The organism is Methyloligella sp. GL2 (assembly GCF_013341275.1).
Taxonomy (GTDB): domain Bacteria; phylum Pseudomonadota; class Alphaproteobacteria; order Rhizobiales; family Methyloligellaceae; genus Methyloligella.
In genome coordinates this window covers 1,403,363-1,422,503 of record NZ_CP054476.1, presented here as the reverse complement: position 1 = coordinate 1,422,503, position 19,141 = coordinate 1,403,363, and the positions used below count along the sequence as shown (strand labels likewise).

Genomic DNA, 19,141 nt, shown 5'->3' with positions numbered 1-19,141 from the left:
TTCTCGCCAACAACCAGTCGCTGCCTTGCCATAGCGTCGCGCTATGACAGAGCTAAGGACCGGGCACGCTTCCGTCCCGGCGATAATGCGGAGACAAATCGATGCTGCCATGCAAAAAAAACGATGTTGCGGCGCCAAATGCCCCCCTGCAATCGAGCTCCGCGCGTTACGCTATCTTTTTTACGCCCCGGCCCGACACAACGCTTGCGGCGTTCAGCCGCTCTTGGTTCGGACGCATAGGCGAATCCGACGCGCTCGATAGCTTCGCCGATCAAGCGCCGCCGGAGACCAAGTCCGCCCCCTCGCACCCCAACCGCTATCACGGGCTGCATGTCGCGTTCAAAGCGCCCTTCGCACTGCGGGAGGAGAAATCGCCCGACGGGCTGAACGCCGAGCTGCAGCGCTTCGCCGCCAAGCACGAGCCGGTCAGCACCGGACCGCTGGCGCTGGTCCGGCAAGGCAATGCCCTTGCCCTGGCGCCGCAGGACCCCGCGCTGAGCGTCGCCTGGCTCGAAGCGCAATGCATCAATGCCTTCGACGAGTTCTCCGACGCGCTCAGCGCCGAGGAGCGCGAGCAGCACTTCCCGCATCTGAGCCCCTATCAGCGCCTGCTGCTGGAGAGCTTCGGCGACCCCCATGCGATGAGCGAATTCCGCTTCTCGATCCGCCTCACCGGGCGGCTCGAACCGGCAAAGCTGGAGCAGGTGGCCGAGGCTCTGGCCCCGGTGCTCGATGTGATCTGCCGCGAGGGGATCGAGATCGACGCCCTCTCCCTGATGGCCGCCCCGAAAAGCGCAGCGCCGTTGCGTGTGGTGGGACGTCACAGCCTCGGCGCGTGAACACAGTTCTGACACAGCTCTGCATCAGGCTTCTCCGTAGCTGGGGAATTAGGACGGGGGTCCCATATGCCCGACTACGGAGAAATACTGGCGTTTCTCGCTGCCAATCCGCCGCATTTGGAATCGGAGAGGGAGCTGCACGCCTCGCTGCTGGAGATGCTCGCCGAGTGCTTGCGTTCGGAGCAGACCGTCACCGTCGTCTTCGAAGACGAGGATGGCGAGGAGCTCGGCGAAGGCCTGGAGCTTGCGGCAGTCCCGAACGGGCGCTGGGGACGGGTTCACTAACCGCGCGCCTTGCACGATGAAGACGTGCCTGAACGCTGCCGGCGAACCGCCGCAGCCTTCAGTCGTTGAACGCTTTTACCGTAATCCCCGCCGATCCCTCAGGATCCAGGCTTGCCGCTGGTCAGGCTCTCATAGGCCTTCTTGGCCTTGCGGATATTCCGCTCCGGAAAATCCTGGAAATAGACCAGCGACGGCGCCGTCGAGAAGCAATAGGTCTTGCCTTCCGGCCCGCGCCAGCTCAGCGAGCAATCGGCCTTGATCAGATCGCCCGCCATCAGCCCGACCGGATCGTAGCTGTCGAACTCGCCGGTCACGCCGTCGGGAATGTAATTCGCCCAGATACCGCCGCCGAAGCCGGACATGGCGATCATATCGAACGCCTTCTCCTGGCTCGCCGTCATCCTCGCACCGCTCTCATCAGCCGCCGAAGCCGCCCCGCTCGTCCCAATCGCGAGAGCCAGACCGAATATGGCCCCGGCAATCCATCTTGTGCGGTCTTTCATTCGAACCTCTCTTCCCTGCAAGAAGTGGTTTTCATTAAACCCCGAACAAAGACGGTGTTGCACCGCAACATATAGAATGAAGCTTTTTTTGCGATGCGCAAGAGGCACAGCCTGTGGCAAAAAGCTCACAAAAACAAAGCCATGATGCGATAGAGCCTGGCTATCGCCACGCGCGTCGCGCGCATTGTCGAAATACCGCAACAAAGAGCCTCGCGCGGGTCTTCCTGCGATGATAAGAGTCATATTAACCGAAGGGGATTGGCGGCGACGTGCCGCCAAGCAATAACATCCGTGGGAGTGATTCAGATGTCCGAGAGCGCCGCTCTTTCGCATGCTGAGCCCGTATCCTCTGCCGAGGATATCGTTCAGTCGCTACTGCACAGCATCGACACCGCAAAACAGAACGGCGAGCCCTATCGCCACTGGATTCTCGAGGCGTGCGTGCCGGACGACATTCTGACCGAGCTTGCCGGCCTGCCCTTCCCCGCGCCCTCGCTAGAAGGCGTTTCCGGCAAGCGCGAGCTGCACAACAAGACCCGCAAATATATCGATGTGGAAAACCGCGGCAAATATCAGGCCTGCGAGGCGTTCGCCCAGGCCTTCCAGGATCCGCGCGTGACCAAGAAGATCGAAGAGGCGTTCGGCACCGATCTCGCCGGCACCTATCTGCGTCTGGAATATGCGCAGGACACCAATGGCTTCTGGCTCGAGCCCCATACCGATCTCGGCGTGAAGGCCTTCACCATGCTGCTCTACCTCTCCGACGAGGAAGGCCATGACGAGCTCGGCACCGACATTTACGACGCCGACAAGCAGCATGTCGGCCGCTCGCCTTTCGCGCCCAACCTGGCGCTGGTGTTCATCCCCGGCGACAACACCTATCACGGCTTCGAATCGCGCCCGATCAAGGGCGTGCGCCAGTCGGTGATCATCAACTACGTCACCAATGAGTGGCGCGCCCGCGAGCAGCTGGCCTTCCCCGAAGCGCCGATCGCGTAAGCGCGCATCAAGCCACTCCATCTCTTTTTACCGCCTGCCCCCGCTTTTCGAGACGTGCTCTTGGAAAGCGGGGCCGCGCCGGGCTAAGTAGCCGCCATGAGTAAGATTGCCTGGATCGGCCTCGGCGTCATGGGCTTCCCCATGGCCGGCCACATCAAATCCCAAGGTCACGACGTGACCGTGTTCAACCGCTCACCGGAAAAAGCGCAAAGCTGGTTGGCGCAGCATGGCGGTGCGTCCGCCCCCACCCCGAAACAGGCCGCCGAGGGCGCCGATTTCGTCTTCGCTTGCGTCGGCAATGACGACGATTTGCGCGAGGTGACGCTGGGGCCGGACGGCGCCTTCGCCGCGTTGAAGCCCGGCGCGGTCTTCGTCGACAACACCACCGCCTCGGCCAAAATCGCCCGCGAGCTTTATGCGGCGGCCAAGGAGCGGCAGGCCGGTTCTCTCGATGCGCCGGTCTCCGGCGGCCAGTCGGGGGCAGAAAATGGCGCGCTGACCGTGATGGTGGGCGGCGACCAATCGGATTTCGACGCCGCCAAGCCGGTGATCGAGGCGTATGCCAAGGCGGTCAATCTGATCGGCCCCTCTGGCTCCGGCCAGCTCACCAAGATGGTCAATCAGATCTGCATCGGCGGCCTGGTCCAGGGCCTGGCCGAGGCGATTGCCTTCGCCGAGCGTGCCGAGCTGGATATCGAGAAGGTGATCGCCACCATCTCTAAAGGCGCGGCGCAGTCCTGGCAGATGGAGAATCGCTGGGAGACCATGGCCAAGGGCGAATTCGATTTCGGCTTCGCCGTCGATTGGATGCGCAAGGATTTCGCCATCTGTCTGGAAGAGGCCCGCGCCAACGGCGCCCAGCTTCCCGTCACCGCCCTGGTCGATCAGTTCTACGCCGAGGTGCAGGAGATGGGTGGCAAGCGCTGGGACACCTCCAGCCTGATCGCCCGCCTGACCGGCGACAAGGACTAGAAACGCGACGGGCCATTATTCCCGTCGGCAGCAACACGACGGGCCGTCATTCCGGCGTAAGCCGGAATCCAGCGAGCACCCTGCGCAGGCCGATACTTCCCGTCGGATACCGGCTTTCGCCGGTATGACGCCTTGCCATGACAACCGAGCGCATGCACAACGCCACGGGCCGTCATCCTGAGGCGCTTTCCCGGATTTATCCGGGGAAGCCTCGAAGGATGACCGAGGCCATTCACCAAGCCCATCCTTCGAGGGCTGCCTTTGGCAGCCGCCTCAGGATGACGCCGTGCAAAAGCGATGACACCGTGCAAGAGCGCGCTCGGACTGTGAGAGGTTCCGCCTAAGCCGCCTCTTCCGGCAGCGCATAGTTAAGCGGCAGGGCGGTGGTGAACTTGATCTGCTCCATGGCGAAGGCCGAGCTGACATCGGTCAGATCGATGCGCGAGATCAGCTTCTTGTAGAACGTGTCGTAGCGCTCGATATCCGGCACCACCACGCGAAGCAGATAATCCACCTCGCCGCTCATGCGGTAGAACTCGACGATCTCGGGGAATTCGCTCACCACCTCGTGGAAGCGCTCCAGCCAATCCTGCTCGTGATGGCTGGTGGTGATGGAGACGAACACCGTCACCCCGACATTGACCTTCTTCGGCTCCAGCAGCGCCACCCGCCGCTGGATCACGCCGCTCTCCTCCAGCTTCTGGATCCGCCGCCAGCACGGTGTGGTGGAAAGCCCGATCTGCTTGCCGATCTCCGCCACCGGCACGGTCGCATCGCGCTGCAAGATTTCGAGGATCTTGCGGTCCATCCTGTCGATCATATCATCCAGCCGAAAGAAAATTTCTATTCGACCGCCGACTATACCCCTATTGCGCAAATTGAAAGGCAAAAATCGGTCAAATGTAGTTTTTCTTTCTAAGCCGAAGCTCGGCCGTCCGAAACCAGCGCGCGCACCTTCGCCCGCAAAACCGGCAAAAGCTCCGCTTCGAACCAGGGATTTTTCTTCAGCCAGGCATTGTTGCGCCAGGAGGGATGCGGCAGAGGCAGGACGGGCGGCCCGTCCTCACGGGACAGATGCGTCCGCCAGGCGAGCATGGTCTCCTGCAAGGTCTTGCCCGCCGCCGGCCCCAGATGCCAGCGCTGGGCGTAAGAACCGATCGCCAAGATCAGCTCCAGCTTGGGCAGGCTGTCGAACAGCTTCGCATGCCAGAGCGAGGCGCATTCGCGCCGCGGCGGCAGGTCGCCGCCCTTGGCATCCTGCCCCGGAAAACAAAATCCCATCGGGATGATGGTGACGCGCCGCTCGTCATAGAACACGTCCGGCGTCACCCCCATCCATTCCCGCAAGCGGTCGCCGGAACGATCGGTGAAGGGACGGCCCGACGCATGCACCTTGGTGCCGGGCGCCTGGCTGCATACGGCGAGCCGGGCGCCGAGGCTCGCTTGCAGAACGGGGCGCGGTTCATGCGGCAGCGGGTTCGCCACCGCCTCGCTGACGCAATAGCGGCAGGCTCTGACCTCGGCGAGAAGCTTTTCCAGGTTCGCGGAATTCGGCGTCACGTCGCGCCTCCGGGCACAGCCTCTAAAGCTCGATCACCATCCCGTCCTCGGCGGCGCCGTAACGGTCCGGATCGACATTGCCGGCACGGGCCAGCATCTCCTCCCCCATATGGGTGAGCAGGATGCGCTTTGCACCGAGCCGCTCGAAATTGTCGTCGATGGTCTTGAAGTCGAGATGCACCGGGTTGGGCGTATCGTATTGATAGGACTCGCAGATGAAGAGGTCGGCGCCCTTCGCAGCACCGATGAGCGAATCCGTCCAAGTGGTATCGCCGCTGAAGGCGAGCACCTTGCCCTCGATCAGGAAGCGGAAGGCATAGGGCGGCGCGCCGGACGGGTGCACGACTTCGAAAGCGGTGAGCAGGACATCGCCGCTCTGATGCGGTGTCTCCGCCTCCAGCTCCTCGAAGCAAAGCTCGAAATCCAATTCGCCCGACAGGATATGCGGATACAGCGCCTCGCCGGCAATGCGCAAGCGCTCCTCGATCCCTTCCGGCCCGACGATGGTCAGCTTCTCTTTGCGCATGCTGCGATGCTTGGCATCGATGATTATCCAGGGCAGCCCGCCGAAATGATCGCCATGCAGATGGGTGACGAAGATGGTGTCGATCTCGTTGGTGGGAATCCCGAGCGCCTTCAGCCCGACCAGGCTGGTCGCACCGCAATCGATCAGGAAACGCCGCTCCCCGCTCTCGACATGAAAGCAGGTATTGAGCCGTCCTCCTGCCCCGAACGCATCGCCACAGCCGACAATCGTCAAACGCATCGCTTGTCTCCCAGTCCCCGTCTTTCCGGCCATTCAGGCCCGTCTCACACCGGCGCGAAAGTAAACGCCGCATTAGGGATTTTCACCACATAGTTCACGGAACGTTAGCGGCAAAACCCGGGCGAGGCCTCCGCACCGGGCTTTTGGGGTGCAGTTTTGCGGAACACTGTCTTTGAGTCTGGGGCGAGCGTAAAGCGATGACGGTCGAACTGTCAGCGGAGGCCAGGGCGAGGAGGCCCGCGGCCATGAGCGCCAGACGCCGCTCCTCACGCAGCGTCCAGGAAGCGCGCGAGAAGCTCGCCTATAAGAACGGCTTCAAGCCCGAATTCGATTACGACCTGCTGCTCATGTTCGTGAAGAACGAGCTGGCGGCGGCGCTCACCACCCCGCTTCTCGCCATCATCGTCGCCATGGGCATGATGTTCTGGGCGCCGGTCCAGCCGCTGATCTACTGGCTGGTGATGGTGTTCATCTCCAAGGGCATCCTGCTCAGCCTGTGCCGGCAGTTCTCCAAGATCCCCAAGGAGAAGGCCAAGCCCAATGTCTGGCGCGCCAAGATCACCGCCGCCGAATTCCTCTACGGCGTCTGCTGGGCCAGCGTCGTCTTCATCAACGCCGACACCCAAAGTGAATCGGCGCATACCTTCATCTTCGCCTCGGTGCTCGTCGTCATCTCGATGCGCATGCTGTTCGCATCGACCAATATGTCCATCGTCTACGCCGGCACCTTGCCGATGACGGCGGCGCTGGTGATCCGCTTCGCGCTGCTGGACAACCCGTTCTACTGGGCCATGGCCGCCATGGCCGTCGGCGTGCATATCTATTTCATCTGGCTGATGAACGGCGTGAACGGCACCGTCCTCGCCATGCTGGAGTTCCGCGCCGAGAAGGACGCGCTGATCGCCGAGCTGGAGCAATCGAAATCCATCTCGGACGATGCGCGCTCGCGCGCCGAGGAGGCGAATATCGCCAAGTCGCGCTTCCTCGCCACCATGAGCCACGAGCTGCGCACGCCGCTGAACGCCATTCTCGGCTTCTCGGAGATCATGCGCGCCGAGATCTTGGGTCCGCATTCCAACCCGACCTACAAGGAATACGCCAACGACATCCATCACAGCGGCCAGCATCTGCTCAACCTGATCAACGAGGTGCTGGATATCAGCCGCATCGAATCCGGCCGCTACCAGCTGCACGAATCCTCCGTGGCGCTGGCCGATATCGCCGCCGATTGCCGCCGGCTGATGCATGTGCGCGCGGAAAATAAGGGGCTGAAGATCGTCGAGGATTTCGAACCCGATCTGCAAAATCTGTGGGCCGACGAGCGCGCCATGCGCCAGATCTGCCTCAACCTGATCTCCAACGCCATCAAGTTCACCCCCTCCGGCGGCACCGTCACCCTTGCCGTGCACAGGACAGAAGACGGCGGACAAGTGCTGAAGGTGAAGGATACCGGCCCGGGGATTCCCGAGCACGAGATCCCCCGCGTGCTGCAAAGCTTCGGCCAGGGCTCCCTGGCCCATGAGACCGCCGAGGGCGGCACCGGCCTCGGCCTGCCCATCACGCGCGGCCTCGCCGAGCTGCATGACGGCAAGTTCGACCTGAAGAGCAAGCTGCGCTACGGCACCGAGGTGATCGTCACCTTCCCGCCCAAGCGCATCGCCGAAGCCCTGCCCCGCATTGCCGAGCCGGGCGAAACCGGCGAGGCCGAAGAGACGCCCCAAACCAGCCAGCAGAAGAACCGCCCCTGGCTGTGGCAGCAGGCCACCAAGCGCTCTGCCTGAGGCACCCCGAACGCCCCACAATTGTTCTTGCGGCTTCGACCCCCTAAATAATGGCGAGCCTCCGCGCGCCGCCGGCAAACCGTTCGGCTGCGGGCGAGGCCGGTTTTCCTCTCAACGGTTGGATGCGATCTTCGTGGAAACACCCTGTATCAGCGTCTGCGAGATCGACGAGGAGACCGAGATGTGCCGCGGCTGCGGCAGAAGCATTGCGGAGATCGCAAGCTGGATCCGGCTGACCGACGACGAGCGCCGCGCGATCATGGCGCGCCTGCCGGAACGGCTGAAGACGATGAAAGCGGCGGAAAAGCCGTGACCCCGAAGATCTGAGAAAGGCAGCCCTCCCCCGTGTCCACCTGGCTTGCACTTTTCATCCTGGCGCTTGGCGGCATTCTCCTCGTGGCCAACGATTCCGGCACCATCGCCAGCCTGGATGCCGAGACCTTCGGCTTCGTCGTGTTCGGCGCGGCCTTGTTGGTCTATCTCGGCGGCGGTCTGCTCGGAAGCTATGGCGGCCGGGCCGGACAGATGCTCCGCGACATCGTCACCTGGGCGGCCATAGGCCTCGGCCTCGTCACGCTCTACGCCTATCGCGGCGAGCTGATGCCGATCGCCGACCGGGTGGCCAGCGAGCTGATCCCGGGCCGCGGCATGGTGGTGGAGCAGAGCGCCTCCGGCGAGGCCGAGGTGAAGCTCACCCGGCGTCTCGGCGGCCATTTCACCGCCGAAGCCGATGTCGACGGCAAGTCGATCACCATGATCGTCGATACCGGCGCCACCACCGTGGTGCTGACCCAGGGCGACGCCAAGGCGATCGGCATCGATACCAAATCGCTCCGCTACAATATCCCGGTGATGACCGCCAACGGCACTACCATGGCGGCACGGGTGCGTATCGGCGAGATCAAGATCGGCCCGCTCACCCGCAGCGACGTTTCAGCCCTCGTCACCCGCAAGGGCGGCGGGCTGTCGGAGAGCCTACTCGGTATGAGTTTCTTAAGCCGGCTTCGCTCTTATGAGTTTTCCGGCGATTACCTGACCTTGCGCGGCTAAGCTTGCGCGGCTGAACTTGAGCTGCAGTTTTGCGCCGCAGATGCCTTGGCCGACGAGGCCCGGAGACCGCGATTGAGCACCGGCACCCGCCATCTGATCCTGCAGAGCCTCACCTGGACCGGCGCGGCTGTCGCTGTCGGCGTAGCGATCTACTTCGCCGAAGATCTGGGACGCCTGGTCTCGCCTTCCGCCACGCTGACCGATCTGTGGCAGCAGGAGGCAAAAGCACCCGAACCGGCCTCTAGCGGCTTCTCCAATATGGTCCGCATCCCGCGCGACCGCAGCGGCCATTACGCCACCAAGGCCGCCATCAACGGACGCTTCATCGATGTGATGGTGGATACCGGCGCCTCGCTGGTGGTGCTCACTTACGAGGATGCCCGCCGCGCCGGCCTCTCGCCGCAAAGCCTCGACTTCTCCGGGCGGGCCCAGACCGCCAACGGCGTCGCCGCCGTGGCACCGGTGAAGCTGAAGAAGATCGCCCTGGGCGGCATCGTCCTCTATGACGTGCCCGCCGCCGTCGCCGAGCGCGGCCGGCTGCACGCCAACCTGCTCGGTATGAGCTTCCTGGGCAAGCTCAAGCGCTTTCAGATCGAGAATGGCGAGCTGGTGCTGACCCGCTGACCTGCCGCGCGCCTTATCTGTTCACTCCTCCTCTTCCGCCTCGTAGCAAACCGCATTGAGCTTGTTGCCGTCCGGGTCCCGGACATAGGCGGCGTAGAAGCTCGGCCCGTAATAGAGCCGCAGGCCCGGCGGCCCCTCGTCCGAACCGCCATTCGCCAGCGCCGCCTCGTAGAACCGGTCCACCATCGCCCGGCTCTCCGCCAGGAAGGAGATCATCATGCCGTTGCCGACCGTCGCAGGCTTTTCGTCGAACGGCGTTGCCAGCATGATATGCGGTCCGGGATCGGGCTTCCCCCACATCGCCCCGTCGGTTTCCTCCAGATAGATGCGCGGATGTCCGAGCACTTCCATCACGGGATCATAGAACGCAATCGAGCGCGCAAGGTCGTTGCTGCCGATCATCATGTAGCTGAACATGCAACGGGCTCCTTAAAATCCTAAAATCGCCAGCGCAGCTGTCATTTGCTGACACGCTCTCGCCATGTGCTCTGTTATATACCAGCTGCGGTCTATGACAGTTGCGCATCTAGGCCATGCCCGGAACCCGAGCCGGGCCCGCATCATTCCTCGTGGGGCGCCGGAGACCCGGCGCACCGCTCATCCGCCACGTCAAAGGGGGCAGAATGTTTCCAAAGCCACGCCAAGACCTCGTCGCCAACACGCTCGACTTCGAACGGCTTCCTTTCGTGAAGCGCACCGGCTTCCGCGAATATGACGCCCGCTGGCTATTCGAAAAAGAGATCAACCTGATGGGGATCCAGGCGGTGGGTTTGGGGCTTGCCGCGCTGATGAAGCGCCGCGGCGTGCCGGCCCGCATCGTGGTGGGGCACGACTACCGCTCCTATTCCTCGGCCATCAAGGCCGCGCTGATGGACGGGCTGATGGCCGGCGGCGCCCATGTCTACGATATCGGCCTGGCGCTTTCGCCCATGGCCTATTTCGCCCAGTTCGAGCTGGAGGTGGAAGGCGTCGCCATGGTCACCGCCAGCCATAACGACAATGGCTGGACCGGCATCAAGATGGGGCTGGAGCGCCCCCTCACCTTCGCCCCCGACGACATGGCCGAGCTGAAGCAGCTGGTGCTGGAAGGCGAGCTGCCCACCCCGGGCGGCGGCGCCTACACCTACGTGCCCGACATCCCGGAGCGCTATATGGCGGACCTCACCGACCGCGCGCCGTTCACCCGCAAGATGAAGGTCGTGGTCTCCTGCGGCAACGGCACCGCCGGCGCCTTCGCCCCGCAAGTGCTGGAGAAGCTCGGCTGCGAGGTGATCCCGCTGAATTGCGATCTCGACCACAGCTTCCCGGCCCATAACCCGAACCCGGAAGATCTCGGCATGCTGCATGCGACCCGCGACTGCGTGCTGGAGCACAACGCCGATCTGGGGCTTGCCTTCGACGGCGACGGCGATCGCTGCGGCGTGGTCGACAATGAAGGCCAGGAGATCTTCGCCGACAAGGTCGGCGTGATCCTCGCCCGCGATATCTCCGCCCTGCACAAGGATGCTCATTTCGTCGTCGACGTGAAATCGACCGGCCTGTTCCTCACCGACCCGGTGCTGAAGGAGCACGGCGCCAAGACCGCCTATTGGAAGACCGGCCACTCCTACATCAAGCGCTACAGCCACGAGACCGGCGCCCTGGTCGGCTTCGAGAAATCCGGCCATTTCTTCTTCAACCCGCCCATCGGGCGCGGCTTCGACGACGGGCTGGTCTCGGCCATCGCCATCCTCGACATGATGGATCGCAATGCCGACAAGACCCTCGCCGAGATCCGCCAAGACCTGCCCCAGACCTGGCAATCGCCGACCATGTCGCCCCATTGCGACGACGAGAAGAAGTATGACGTCGTCGATCGTATCGTGAAGCACTTCCAGGATCTGGCGGCCGAGGGCGGCACCCTCGCCGGGCAGAAGATCGCCGAGCTGATCACCGTCAACGGCATCCGCATCGTGCTGGAGGACGGCACCTGGGGATTGGTGCGCGCCTCCTCCAACAAGCCGGAGCTTGTCGTGGTGGTGGAGAGCCCGACCTCGGAAGAGAATATGCGCGCGATCTTCAAGGAGATCGACGATGTGCTCTCGCAACAACCGGAGGTTGGTGCGTATAATCAGAAGATCTGAGGGCGGCGCGGCGCCGTCGCAAATCTGTAAACCGAGTCTGCTTGGTTCGCCGGTAAGATGACGGAACTGATTTTTGCCATCGGCTTGATCTTCGGGCTAACGCTCAACGCGCTGCTGCTCGCCACGCAGCTCGTGCCGGAGTTCCGGCTCTGGCCCGCGCCGGAGCCCGGCTCCTGGCAGAGCCGTACCTTCTGGACGCTGTTCCGCGGCGGCATGGTGCTGACCTTCGCCACCGGTCTTCTCGATTGGAACGCGGTGCCGCTGCTGAACGAAACCCGTTTCTTCATCGGCGTGCCGCTTTTCGTCGCCGGCTTCGGCATCTGCATCGCCGGCTATTTCAATCTCGGCCTCGGCAACACCTATTGCGGCTCCGACGGGCTGGTGACCGGCGGGCTCTACAATATCAGCCGCAACCCGCAATATACCTTCTCGATCCTGGGGCTGATCGGCCTGGCGATCTTCGCCAACTCCTATCTCACCATCGTGCTCTGCGTGGTGATGAGCGCCGCCTATGTGCAGATGGCGCTGACCGAGGAGCTTTGGCTGCGCAAGCTCTACGGCGCGACCTATGACGCCTATTGCGCCAAGACCTCCCGCTTTCTCGACATCCAGGCGCTGCTCGGGCTGAAACCGAAAGCGCCTGCGGGGGATGCGGGGTAGGCAGCCGGCGGCACGACGTTCTCCGTCGTCATGCCGAACGTGAGAGAAGACGGCCCTCCTCATCCTCTCCTGTCATGCCCGGACAAGCCTCATCCTCCTTCGTCACCCCCGGGCTTGACCCGGGGGTCCATGCCGTGACCTAGCAGTTTGCGCTGGAGTCAGAAGAGCAAACGCCACACTGCGCCGAGAGGGAACGGCGTGGATGCCCGGATCAAGTCCGGGCATGACGACGGTGAGAAGGGGTACACCCTGCCCGACAGAAACCGGAACTACTCCGCCGCGATGACCTCAGCCGGCGTTTGCTCCACGCCACGCATCATCGAGATCGCCTCGTCCAGCACTTCGAGCCCGGCGCCGTCCAGATGCGCGCGCTCGGCGATCAGCCGGCGGAAGGCCCGCGCTTTCGGCTGGCCGTGAAACAGCCCAAGGATATGCCGGGTGAGCTGCTGCAGCCGGATACCGCGAGCAAGCTCGGCTTCCGCGTACCCCATGAAAGCCTCCAGCACCTCGACGCGCGAGCGCGCCGGCGCGGTCTCGCCATAGAAGACGCGATCCACCTCGGCGAGGAGATAGGGATTGTGATAGGCGGCGCGGCCGAGCATCACTCCATCGACATGGGTCAGATGGGCTTCCGCCGCGGCAATAGTGTCGATACCGCCATTGATGGCGATCTCAAGCTCCGGCCGCCGCGCCTTCAGCCGGTAGACGCGGGCGTAATCGAGCGGCGGCACGTCCCGGTTCTCCTTCGGGCTGAGGCCCTGCAGCCAGGCCTTGCGGGCATGGACCGTGAAGCTCTTGCAGCCGGTCTCGGCCACCCGGTCGATGAAGCGGTTGAGATCTTCTTCGGCATCCTGCTCGTCGATGCCGATGCGGCACTTCACCGTGACCGGCACGGAGACCTTCGCCGCCATGGCGAAGACACAATCGGCCACGAGATCGGGCTCCGCCATCAGGCAGGCGCCGAACCGGCCCGACTGCACCCGATCCGACGGGCAGCCGACATTCAGATTGATCTCGTCATAGCCAAAGGCTTCGCCGATCGCAGCGGCACGGGCTAATCTCTCCGGCTCGCTGCCGCCAAGCTGCAGCGCCACCGGGTGCTCATCCGGATCGAACCCCAGCAGCCGCAGCTTGTCGCCATGCAGCACCGCATCGGCGGTGACCATCTCGGTATAGAGCAGCGCGCGCGAAGAGATCAGGCGTAGGAAGTACCGGCAATGCCGGTCCGTCCACTCCATCATCGGCGCCACGGAAAATGTTTTACTCTGCTGCTCCAAAGCTCAAGGCCATCTGCTGAAGAGATCGGATCGTGCACTCGGGGCAAAGCCTTCACGGGCCGCGCCTTCGCGGGGTACGCCGCAACCGGGCGCCTTGTCCAGGGGTATCTCTAGCCGAATTGGCCGGGGCCCGCACGCGTGAAGCCGCATACGCTGAAGACACGCGTCAGGCTTAATGAGAATCCGGTGCCCAGAACAACAGGCGCCGCAGCATCAAATTCACCAGCGCCCATAAGGTCAGCGCGACGGCGGATAGGATCAGGAGCGCGGCGAACATCTCATCGGTCCGCACCTGGGCATTGGCATTCATCATCACATAGCCGAGCCCGGCCGAGGAGCCGACCCATTCACCGACGATAGCGCCGATCGGCGCGACTGCCGCAGCAACCCGCAAGCCCGAGCCGAAGGCCGGCAAGGCTGCGGGCAGCCGGACGCGCAGCAGAATGCCGAGCTTCGAGGTGTTCATCGTCTGGGCGAGCTCCAGCCAGCCCGGCTCGGTGCGCCGCAAACCGTCATAGAAGGCAGCCGCTACGGGAAAGAAGATAATCAGCACCGCCATCACGATCTTCGACGACATGCCGAAGCCGAACCACAGAACGAGCAGCGGGGCGATGGCGAAGACCGGCATGGCCTGGCTGAACACCAGGATCGGCGACAGCCATCTTTGCACCACCGGCGAGAGCATCATCAATATGGCGCAGAGACTGCCCAGCGCAGTGCCACATAACAGGCCGAGCAGAATCTCCGAGACCGTCACCAGCGTATGCTCGAATAGGAAGGCGTATTTCTTCTGCAGGATCGCAGCGACCTCCTCGGGCTTCGGAAGCATGTAGTCCGGCAGGCCGGAGAGATGGGCGATCGCCCACCAGAGCGCGATCATCACCGCGGCGGTTACAAAGGGTCGGGTGGCATTGCGCATGGCGAAATTATCCTCCGGCTGCGACGGCGATACGCGATCAATCCGCCGCCGTATGTGCATCGAGCAAAGTGCCCATCAGCTCTGCCTGGGTTTCCAACAAACCAAGATCCTCCGGCGAGCGCGGCGGACAGCCGGGCACGCTGATCGGCGGGCTCAGCTTGGCCGGCGAGCCGGAGAGCACGAAAAGCCTGTGCCCCAGTCGGCAGGCCTCCAGAGGATCGTGGGTGATCAAAAGCACGGTGCGCTCCGCCAGGGTCTCGGCGGCAAGCTCCTGCACCTTCGAACGCGTGAAGGTGTCGAGCGCGGAAAACGGCTCGTCCATCAGCACGATCGGCCGGCTCTCATAGAGCGTCCGGGCGATCGCCGTTCGCTGCCGCATACCGCCGGAGAGCTGGCTCGGCAATGCATCGCGCCGATCGGCCAACCCCACCTGTTCCAGCATGTGCATCGCGCGATCGGGGTCGCGCCGATCGCCGCGCAGGCGTGAGCCGAGCATCACGTTCTCGACCACGCTCAGCCACGGGAACAGCAAATCCTGCTGCCCCATATAGGCGATGCGATGCGAGATCGGCTTGCCGTCGGATGCCGCGATCGTGCCGCCGGTCGGCGCCTGCAGCCCGGCGACGATTTTCAGCAAGCTGCTCTTGCCGACGCCGCTGGTTCCCAGAAGCGTGGTGAACCGTCCCGCTTCGATATCGAGATCGAGCCCCTCGAAAATAACGTGCCCGCCATAGGCCAGCTTGAGGTCTCGGATATAGATGGCGGGACAATCGGACATAGGACCGTCGCAGCGGTTTTCCCTCACGCTGCTCTCCTCAGGCCGCGAGGCGAAGATGGTATTGAGCATGGTACTTCAGGCTCCCTCTTGACGTCGCATCGGCCGATGCGGCCCGCGCCCTGCTCTGGCAGCGACGCGGACCGCATTCTGCAGGGCCACTCAGTGCGGCAGCTCGACCGCGATTTCTTCGACCTTCTGCGGCTTATCGATGACGCCCTTCTCGACCAGGAACTTCTGCATCTCGTCATAGCGCTGCGTATCGAGCAGAAAGGGATTCTTGGCATAGCGCGGCTGGGTCAACTGCCAGGCCGTCTTGTTCAGGTCGTTATCGAGCTCCGGAAATTCGGCGATAAATGCCTCCCACATCTCGTCGGGATGGTTCAGCAGATAGATCGTCGCCTCCTGCATGGCTTTGACGAAGCGGACGATCTTCGGATTGTCGATATTGTCGTCATTGGCGAGCACGATCAGCTCGTCATAGATCGGCACCCCATTCTCTTCCGGATAGAACACAACCGGAGTGAGACCGCGGGATTTCAGCTCCGTCACTTCGAAATTGCGGTAGGAGCCGATTGCCCCATCGACCCGCTTGGCCATCAGCGCCGGCACGTTCTGGAAGTTCACATTGATCAGTTCGACATCGTCGAGGCTAAGACCCGCCGTGCCGATCATCGCCGAGACCAGCGCATTCTCCACGCCGCTGATCGAGACGCCGATCTTCTTGCCCTTGAAATCGGCCAGTGACTCGATGCCCGTGGAAGAGATGGTGGTCAGCGAGTTGAGCGGTGTGTCGATCAAGGTCGCCACCCGCTTCAGCGGCAGTCCCTGATCGCGCAGAATACTGAGCTGGATCTGATAGCTGATGGCGAGATCCGCTTTCCCCGCGGCGAGCAAGCGCGGCGGCAAATTCGGGTCGGCCGGCGGTATCAGCTCCACATCGAGCCCGTATTTTTCGTAGGCGCCGATATATTTGGCGACGAAAAGCGGCGCCTGGTTCGGATTGACGAACCAATCCAAAAGCACGGTCACCTTGTCGGCCGCCATGGCAGCGCCAGTACTGGCCACCAACAGCATGGCGGCAAAAACTATTCTGATCAGAAACACGATATTCCCCTTCACGTGAGCGTCTGGATTGGAGGATGGGCGATGCGGGCTTGGGTGCAGGATTACGGAATGAGCACAGCCCGTCCGAGCAGCTCGTGGCGTTCGATCGCCTCAAGCCCCTTCTCGAAATCTTCAAGCGGCAACTCCCGATCGATCACCGGCTTGAGAATGCCGGAAGCGACCAGGTCCACGGTGCGCTGCAGATCGTAAAGCGTGGAGCCGACCGATCCCATGATCTTCAGCTCCCGCACGATGGCCTCGACTGGATGAATGCGGAAAGAGTCGCCCGAATAGCCGATGAAGACCAGGCGGCCGCGGCGCCCGAGCATCTGGCTGGCGGCGGTCATGGTCGCATCGGTGCCGACGAGATCGAACGCGACGTCCGCCCCCTTCCCGCCGGTCAGCTCCATCACCGCGGCAACGCAATCTTCCGTCTCCCCGGCATTGATGATGGCATCGGCGCCGGACTTCTCGGCCAGATCCAAGGCCTTCGGCTCCATGTCGATGGCAATGACCCGAGCTCCGGCGGCATGGGCGATCTGCACCAGCGCCAGCCCGACACCGCCGGCACCATAGACCACCACCCATTCGCGCAGCTTGATCTCTGCAAGAGAGCTTGCATGCACAGCCGTGGTGCCGGCACAGCCCATCGGCGCGATGTGAGACAGCGGCACGTGGTCGGGAACCCGCACGCAGTTGCGGGCGCGTGTGACGACGTAATCCGCATAGCCTCCATCGCTGCGAAAACCAGGCTGCCCCTTGGGCGTCGCACACAGATGTTCATCCCCGCGGGCGCAATATTCGCAGGCCCCGCACCCTTCATAATAATAGACGAGCACCCGTTCGTTCAGCCGGGAGGGGTCCACATTCTTCCCCACCTGCTCGATGGTCCCGGCAATCTCGTGGCCGACAGCGATGTCCCGTGCGCCGAAATCCACCACGCCGTCGCGCAGATGCAGCTCCGTATGACACATCCCGCAAGCCTTGACCCGCACGAGGACTTCATCAGGCCCGGGCTCCCGCACATCGACGGTTTCGAGCACGAAAGGTTGGTTGGGTCCCTTGAATTTAACGGCCCTACTCTTGAGTGTCTTAACCTCTGGCATCAGCGTGACGTCCCTTCGCAAACCAATCTCTACCGCAAGTTCATTGTACAGTTTTTACGATATTGCATGCGATTGAGATTATGGATAGTTTGCAAATTAGTCAACGCGCGATCACGCCTAAACATTGGGCAAAAATTGCGCCCCACCATTCGTCTGACTGATCTGCAAGCTGGGATCCGCCTGCAGCGGCATCCCCGTAAAGCGAAGAAAGGGACATTTTGCTCATGCTAGCGACCAACCTCACAAATCTGCTTTCGCCTGAATCCGCTAACTTCCTGAAAAAAAATCATAAACTATTGATCGGCGGAGCCTGGGAGGACGCCGTTTCCGGACAGACCATAGCGGTCGTCGATCCCGCGACGGGGGATACTGTCAGCCATATCCCGTCTGCCGATGTGGCCGATGTGGATCGCGCCGTCGCTGCGGCGAAGCGGGCTTCCGAGGAAGGAGAGTGGTCCCGGATGACCGGGCCGGAGCGGGCAAACCTGATCTGGGCCCTAGCAGAACGCCTGGACGAACTGACCGATCACTTCGCGGAATTGGAGTCTTTGGATACAGGCCGTGCACTCTATGAATGCAAATTGGTGGATGTACCCGGATCCAGTGCAATGCTGCGCTATATGGCCGGCTACGCCACCAAAATTAACGGCGAAACCATGGAGGTGTCGCTGCCCGGACCGGCCGACTATCACGCCTATACCATGCGCGAGCCCCTCGGCGTCGTCGCCATCATCCTTCCCTGGAACTATCCGCTCGAGCTCGCCGTCTGGCGCATGGCGCCGGCCCTCGCCGCCGGCTGCACCGTCATTCTGAAGCCTGCGGAGCAGACCTCCCTCTCAACCCTGCGCCTCGGTGAGCTGTTCGAGGAGATCGGCTTTCCTCCCGGCGTCGTCAATGTCGTCACCGGCTATGGCGAGACGGTCGGGGCGGCGTTGGCCGAACATCCCGACGTCGAAGGCATCTCCTTCACCGGATCGACCGAGACCGGCAAGAATATCGTCCGAGCAGCCACCTCCAACCTGAAGCGGGTGTTCCTCGAGCTTGGCGGAAAATCGCCAATGCTGGTGTTCGACGATGCCGATCTGGACGTCACCATCCCCGGCGTCGCCCGCGCCATTTTCTTCTCCGCCGGCCAGGTCTGCACGGCCGGCTCCCGCGTCTTCGTGCATGAACGCATCTTCGACAAGGTGATCGAAGGGGTGAGCGAATTCGGCAGGAGCCTCAAGCTCGGCCACGGGCTTCACCCCGAAACCCAGCTCGGCCCGCTGGTCTCCCAGGAGCAGCACGACCGGGTCTCGCGTTATCTGGAGGAAGGACGCCGCGACGGCGCGGCGGTGATCTCCGGCGGGGGCGCACCGGGCAGCCAAGGCTATTTCATCGAACCGACGGTGCTGACCGACGTCAAACCGCATATGTCGGTCTATCAGGAAGAGATCTTCGGCCCCGTGCTATGCGCCATGCGCTTCGGCGACGACGATGTGGATCAGGTGGTGCGCGCCGCCAATGACACGATCTACGGCCTCCATGCCAGCATTTGGACCCAGAACCTCCGCACCGCCCATATGGTGGCGCGCGGCATCAAGGCCGGCAATGTCTGCATCAACGCCCACAACTTCTTCGATCCCGCCCTGCCCATGGGCGGCTACAAGCAGTCGGGCTGGGGACGCGCTTCGGGTAAGGAAGCGATCGAGCACTACACCGAGGTGAAGGCGGTCGCCGCCAAGCTCTAAAGACCGAATTTCGCTGCGAGGAGAAATTGCGGGGCGGCGGCTTTCCGGCGCCCTTTCTTCGTGGC

General features: G+C 62.9%; 21 protein-coding genes. 11 read left to right on the top strand and 10 right to left on the bottom strand.

From position 1 onward, the window contains the following. Positions 1-101 precede the first annotated feature (101 nt). Together HT051_RS06705 and HT051_RS06700 are read left to right on the top strand one after the other, a co-directional pair. On the top strand, positions 102-839 hold the full coding sequence (locus tag HT051_RS06705; RefSeq protein WP_174541322.1) for a DUF1045 domain-containing protein: 738 nt from the start codon (positions 102-104) through the stop codon (positions 837-839). 66 nt (positions 840-905) lie between these two features. Continuing rightward, positions 906-1,124 (top strand): hypothetical protein, encoded by a 219-nt coding sequence (locus tag HT051_RS06700; RefSeq protein ID WP_174541321.1) that lies wholly within the window; start codon positions 906-908, stop codon positions 1,122-1,124. A gap of 98 nt (positions 1,125-1,222) precedes the next feature. Here the strand turns inward: HT051_RS06700 and HT051_RS06695 are convergent, their stop codons facing one another. Next, positions 1,223-1,525: a hypothetical protein gene (locus HT051_RS06695; protein WP_174541320.1), complete on the bottom strand. Its 303-nt coding sequence runs from the start codon at positions 1,523-1,525 to the stop codon at positions 1,223-1,225. Positions 1,526-1,933: 408 nt separating this feature from the next. Here HT051_RS06695 and HT051_RS06690 point away from each other — a divergent pair, with 408 nt between their 5' ends. Both HT051_RS06690 and HT051_RS06685 read left to right on the top strand, forming a co-directional pair. Beyond that, on the top strand, positions 1,934-2,626 hold the full coding sequence (locus HT051_RS06690) for a 2OG-Fe(II) oxygenase (protein WP_246810205.1): 693 nt from the start codon (positions 1,934-1,936) through the stop codon (positions 2,624-2,626). Between the two features lie 96 nt (positions 2,627-2,722). Beyond that, the gene (locus HT051_RS06685; RefSeq protein ID WP_174541319.1) at positions 2,723-3,598 is read left to right on the top strand and encodes an NAD(P)-dependent oxidoreductase; all 876 of its coding nucleotides are present in this window, start codon (positions 2,723-2,725) and stop codon (positions 3,596-3,598) included. A 340-nt stretch (positions 3,599-3,938) separates the two neighbouring features. Here HT051_RS06685 and HT051_RS06680 read toward each other — a convergent pair whose 3' ends face one another. The 3 genes from HT051_RS06680 to HT051_RS06670 all read right to left on the bottom strand — a co-directional run bounded on the left by HT051_RS06680 (position 3,939) and on the right by HT051_RS06670 (position 5,924). Further along, on the bottom strand, positions 3,939-4,418 hold the full coding sequence (locus HT051_RS06680) for an Lrp/AsnC family transcriptional regulator (RefSeq protein WP_174541318.1): 480 nt from the start codon (positions 4,416-4,418) through the stop codon (positions 3,939-3,941). Positions 4,419-4,513: 95 nt separating this feature from the next. Continuing rightward, complete coding sequence (locus HT051_RS06675; RefSeq protein WP_174541317.1) at positions 4,514-5,158, bottom strand: uracil-DNA glycosylase family protein; 645 nt, start codon at positions 5,156-5,158, stop codon at positions 4,514-4,516. Positions 5,159-5,180: 22 nt separating this feature from the next. Beyond that, positions 5,181-5,924: an MBL fold metallo-hydrolase gene (locus HT051_RS06670; protein ID WP_174541316.1), complete on the bottom strand. Its 744-nt coding sequence runs from the start codon at positions 5,922-5,924 to the stop codon at positions 5,181-5,183. A gap of 245 nt (positions 5,925-6,169) precedes the next feature. Between HT051_RS06670 and HT051_RS06665 the strand changes: the two genes are divergently transcribed. From HT051_RS06665 to HT051_RS06650, 4 genes are all read left to right on the top strand, one after another. Then, positions 6,170-7,705, top strand: coding sequence for a HAMP domain-containing sensor histidine kinase (locus HT051_RS06665; protein ID WP_246810204.1), 1,536 nt, complete (start codon positions 6,170-6,172; stop codon positions 7,703-7,705). A gap of 133 nt (positions 7,706-7,838) precedes the next feature. Then, a complete protein-coding gene (locus HT051_RS06660) occupies positions 7,839-8,018 on the top strand; it encodes a DUF1289 domain-containing protein (protein WP_174541314.1) in 180 nt (59 codons plus the stop codon). A gap of 32 nt (positions 8,019-8,050) precedes the next feature. Beyond that, entirely contained in the window at positions 8,051-8,755 is a 705-nt protein-coding gene (locus HT051_RS06655; protein ID WP_174541313.1) for a TIGR02281 family clan AA aspartic protease, read from the top strand. Positions 8,756-8,827: 72 nt separating this feature from the next. Further along, entirely contained in the window at positions 8,828-9,379 is a 552-nt protein-coding gene (locus HT051_RS06650; RefSeq protein ID WP_174541312.1) for a TIGR02281 family clan AA aspartic protease, read from the top strand. Between the two features lie 21 nt (positions 9,380-9,400). Here HT051_RS06650 and HT051_RS06645 read toward each other — a convergent pair whose 3' ends face one another. Continuing rightward, positions 9,401-9,796, bottom strand: a complete 396-nt coding sequence (locus HT051_RS06645) for a VOC family protein (RefSeq protein WP_174541311.1) — start codon at positions 9,794-9,796, stop codon at positions 9,401-9,403. A 206-nt stretch (positions 9,797-10,002) separates the two neighbouring features. Here HT051_RS06645 and HT051_RS06640 point away from each other — a divergent pair, with 206 nt between their 5' ends. After that, on the top strand, positions 10,003-11,502 hold the full coding sequence (locus tag HT051_RS06640) for a phosphomannomutase/phosphoglucomutase (protein WP_174541310.1): 1,500 nt from the start codon (positions 10,003-10,005) through the stop codon (positions 11,500-11,502). 57 nt (positions 11,503-11,559) lie between these two features. Next, on the top strand, positions 11,560-12,162 hold the full coding sequence (locus tag HT051_RS06635) for an isoprenylcysteine carboxylmethyltransferase family protein (protein ID WP_174541309.1): 603 nt from the start codon (positions 11,560-11,562) through the stop codon (positions 12,160-12,162). Between the two features lie 269 nt (positions 12,163-12,431). Here HT051_RS06635 and dusA read toward each other — a convergent pair whose 3' ends face one another. The 5 genes from dusA to HT051_RS06610 form a co-directional block, all read right to left on the bottom strand. Next, positions 12,432-13,403: a tRNA dihydrouridine(20/20a) synthase DusA gene (gene dusA / locus HT051_RS06630; RefSeq protein ID WP_246810236.1), complete on the bottom strand. Its 972-nt coding sequence runs from the start codon at positions 13,401-13,403 to the stop codon at positions 12,432-12,434. Positions 13,404-13,611: 208 nt separating this feature from the next. Then, the gene (locus tag HT051_RS06625; RefSeq protein WP_174541307.1) at positions 13,612-14,358 is read right to left on the bottom strand and encodes an ABC transporter permease; all 747 of its coding nucleotides are present in this window, start codon (positions 14,356-14,358) and stop codon (positions 13,612-13,614) included. Positions 14,359-14,395: 37 nt separating this feature from the next. Beyond that, positions 14,396-15,205 carry an ABC transporter ATP-binding protein gene (locus HT051_RS06620; protein WP_246810203.1) on the bottom strand — a complete coding sequence of 270 codons (810 nt, stop codon included), beginning with the start codon at positions 15,203-15,205 and terminating at the stop codon, positions 14,396-14,398. Between the two features lie 90 nt (positions 15,206-15,295). Continuing rightward, on the bottom strand, positions 15,296-16,240 hold the full coding sequence (locus tag HT051_RS06615; RefSeq protein WP_174541306.1) for an ABC transporter substrate-binding protein: 945 nt from the start codon (positions 16,238-16,240) through the stop codon (positions 15,296-15,298). 62 nt (positions 16,241-16,302) lie between these two features. Further along, a complete protein-coding gene (locus tag HT051_RS06610) occupies positions 16,303-17,346 on the bottom strand; it encodes an alcohol dehydrogenase catalytic domain-containing protein (protein ID WP_174541305.1) in 1,044 nt (347 codons plus the stop codon). Between the two features lie 224 nt (positions 17,347-17,570). Between HT051_RS06610 and HT051_RS06605 the strand changes: the two genes are divergently transcribed. Further along, positions 17,571-19,076 carry an aldehyde dehydrogenase gene (locus tag HT051_RS06605; RefSeq protein ID WP_174541304.1) on the top strand — a complete coding sequence of 502 codons (1,506 nt, stop codon included), beginning with the start codon at positions 17,571-17,573 and terminating at the stop codon, positions 19,074-19,076. The last annotated feature ends 65 nt before the right edge of the window (positions 19,077-19,141 follow it).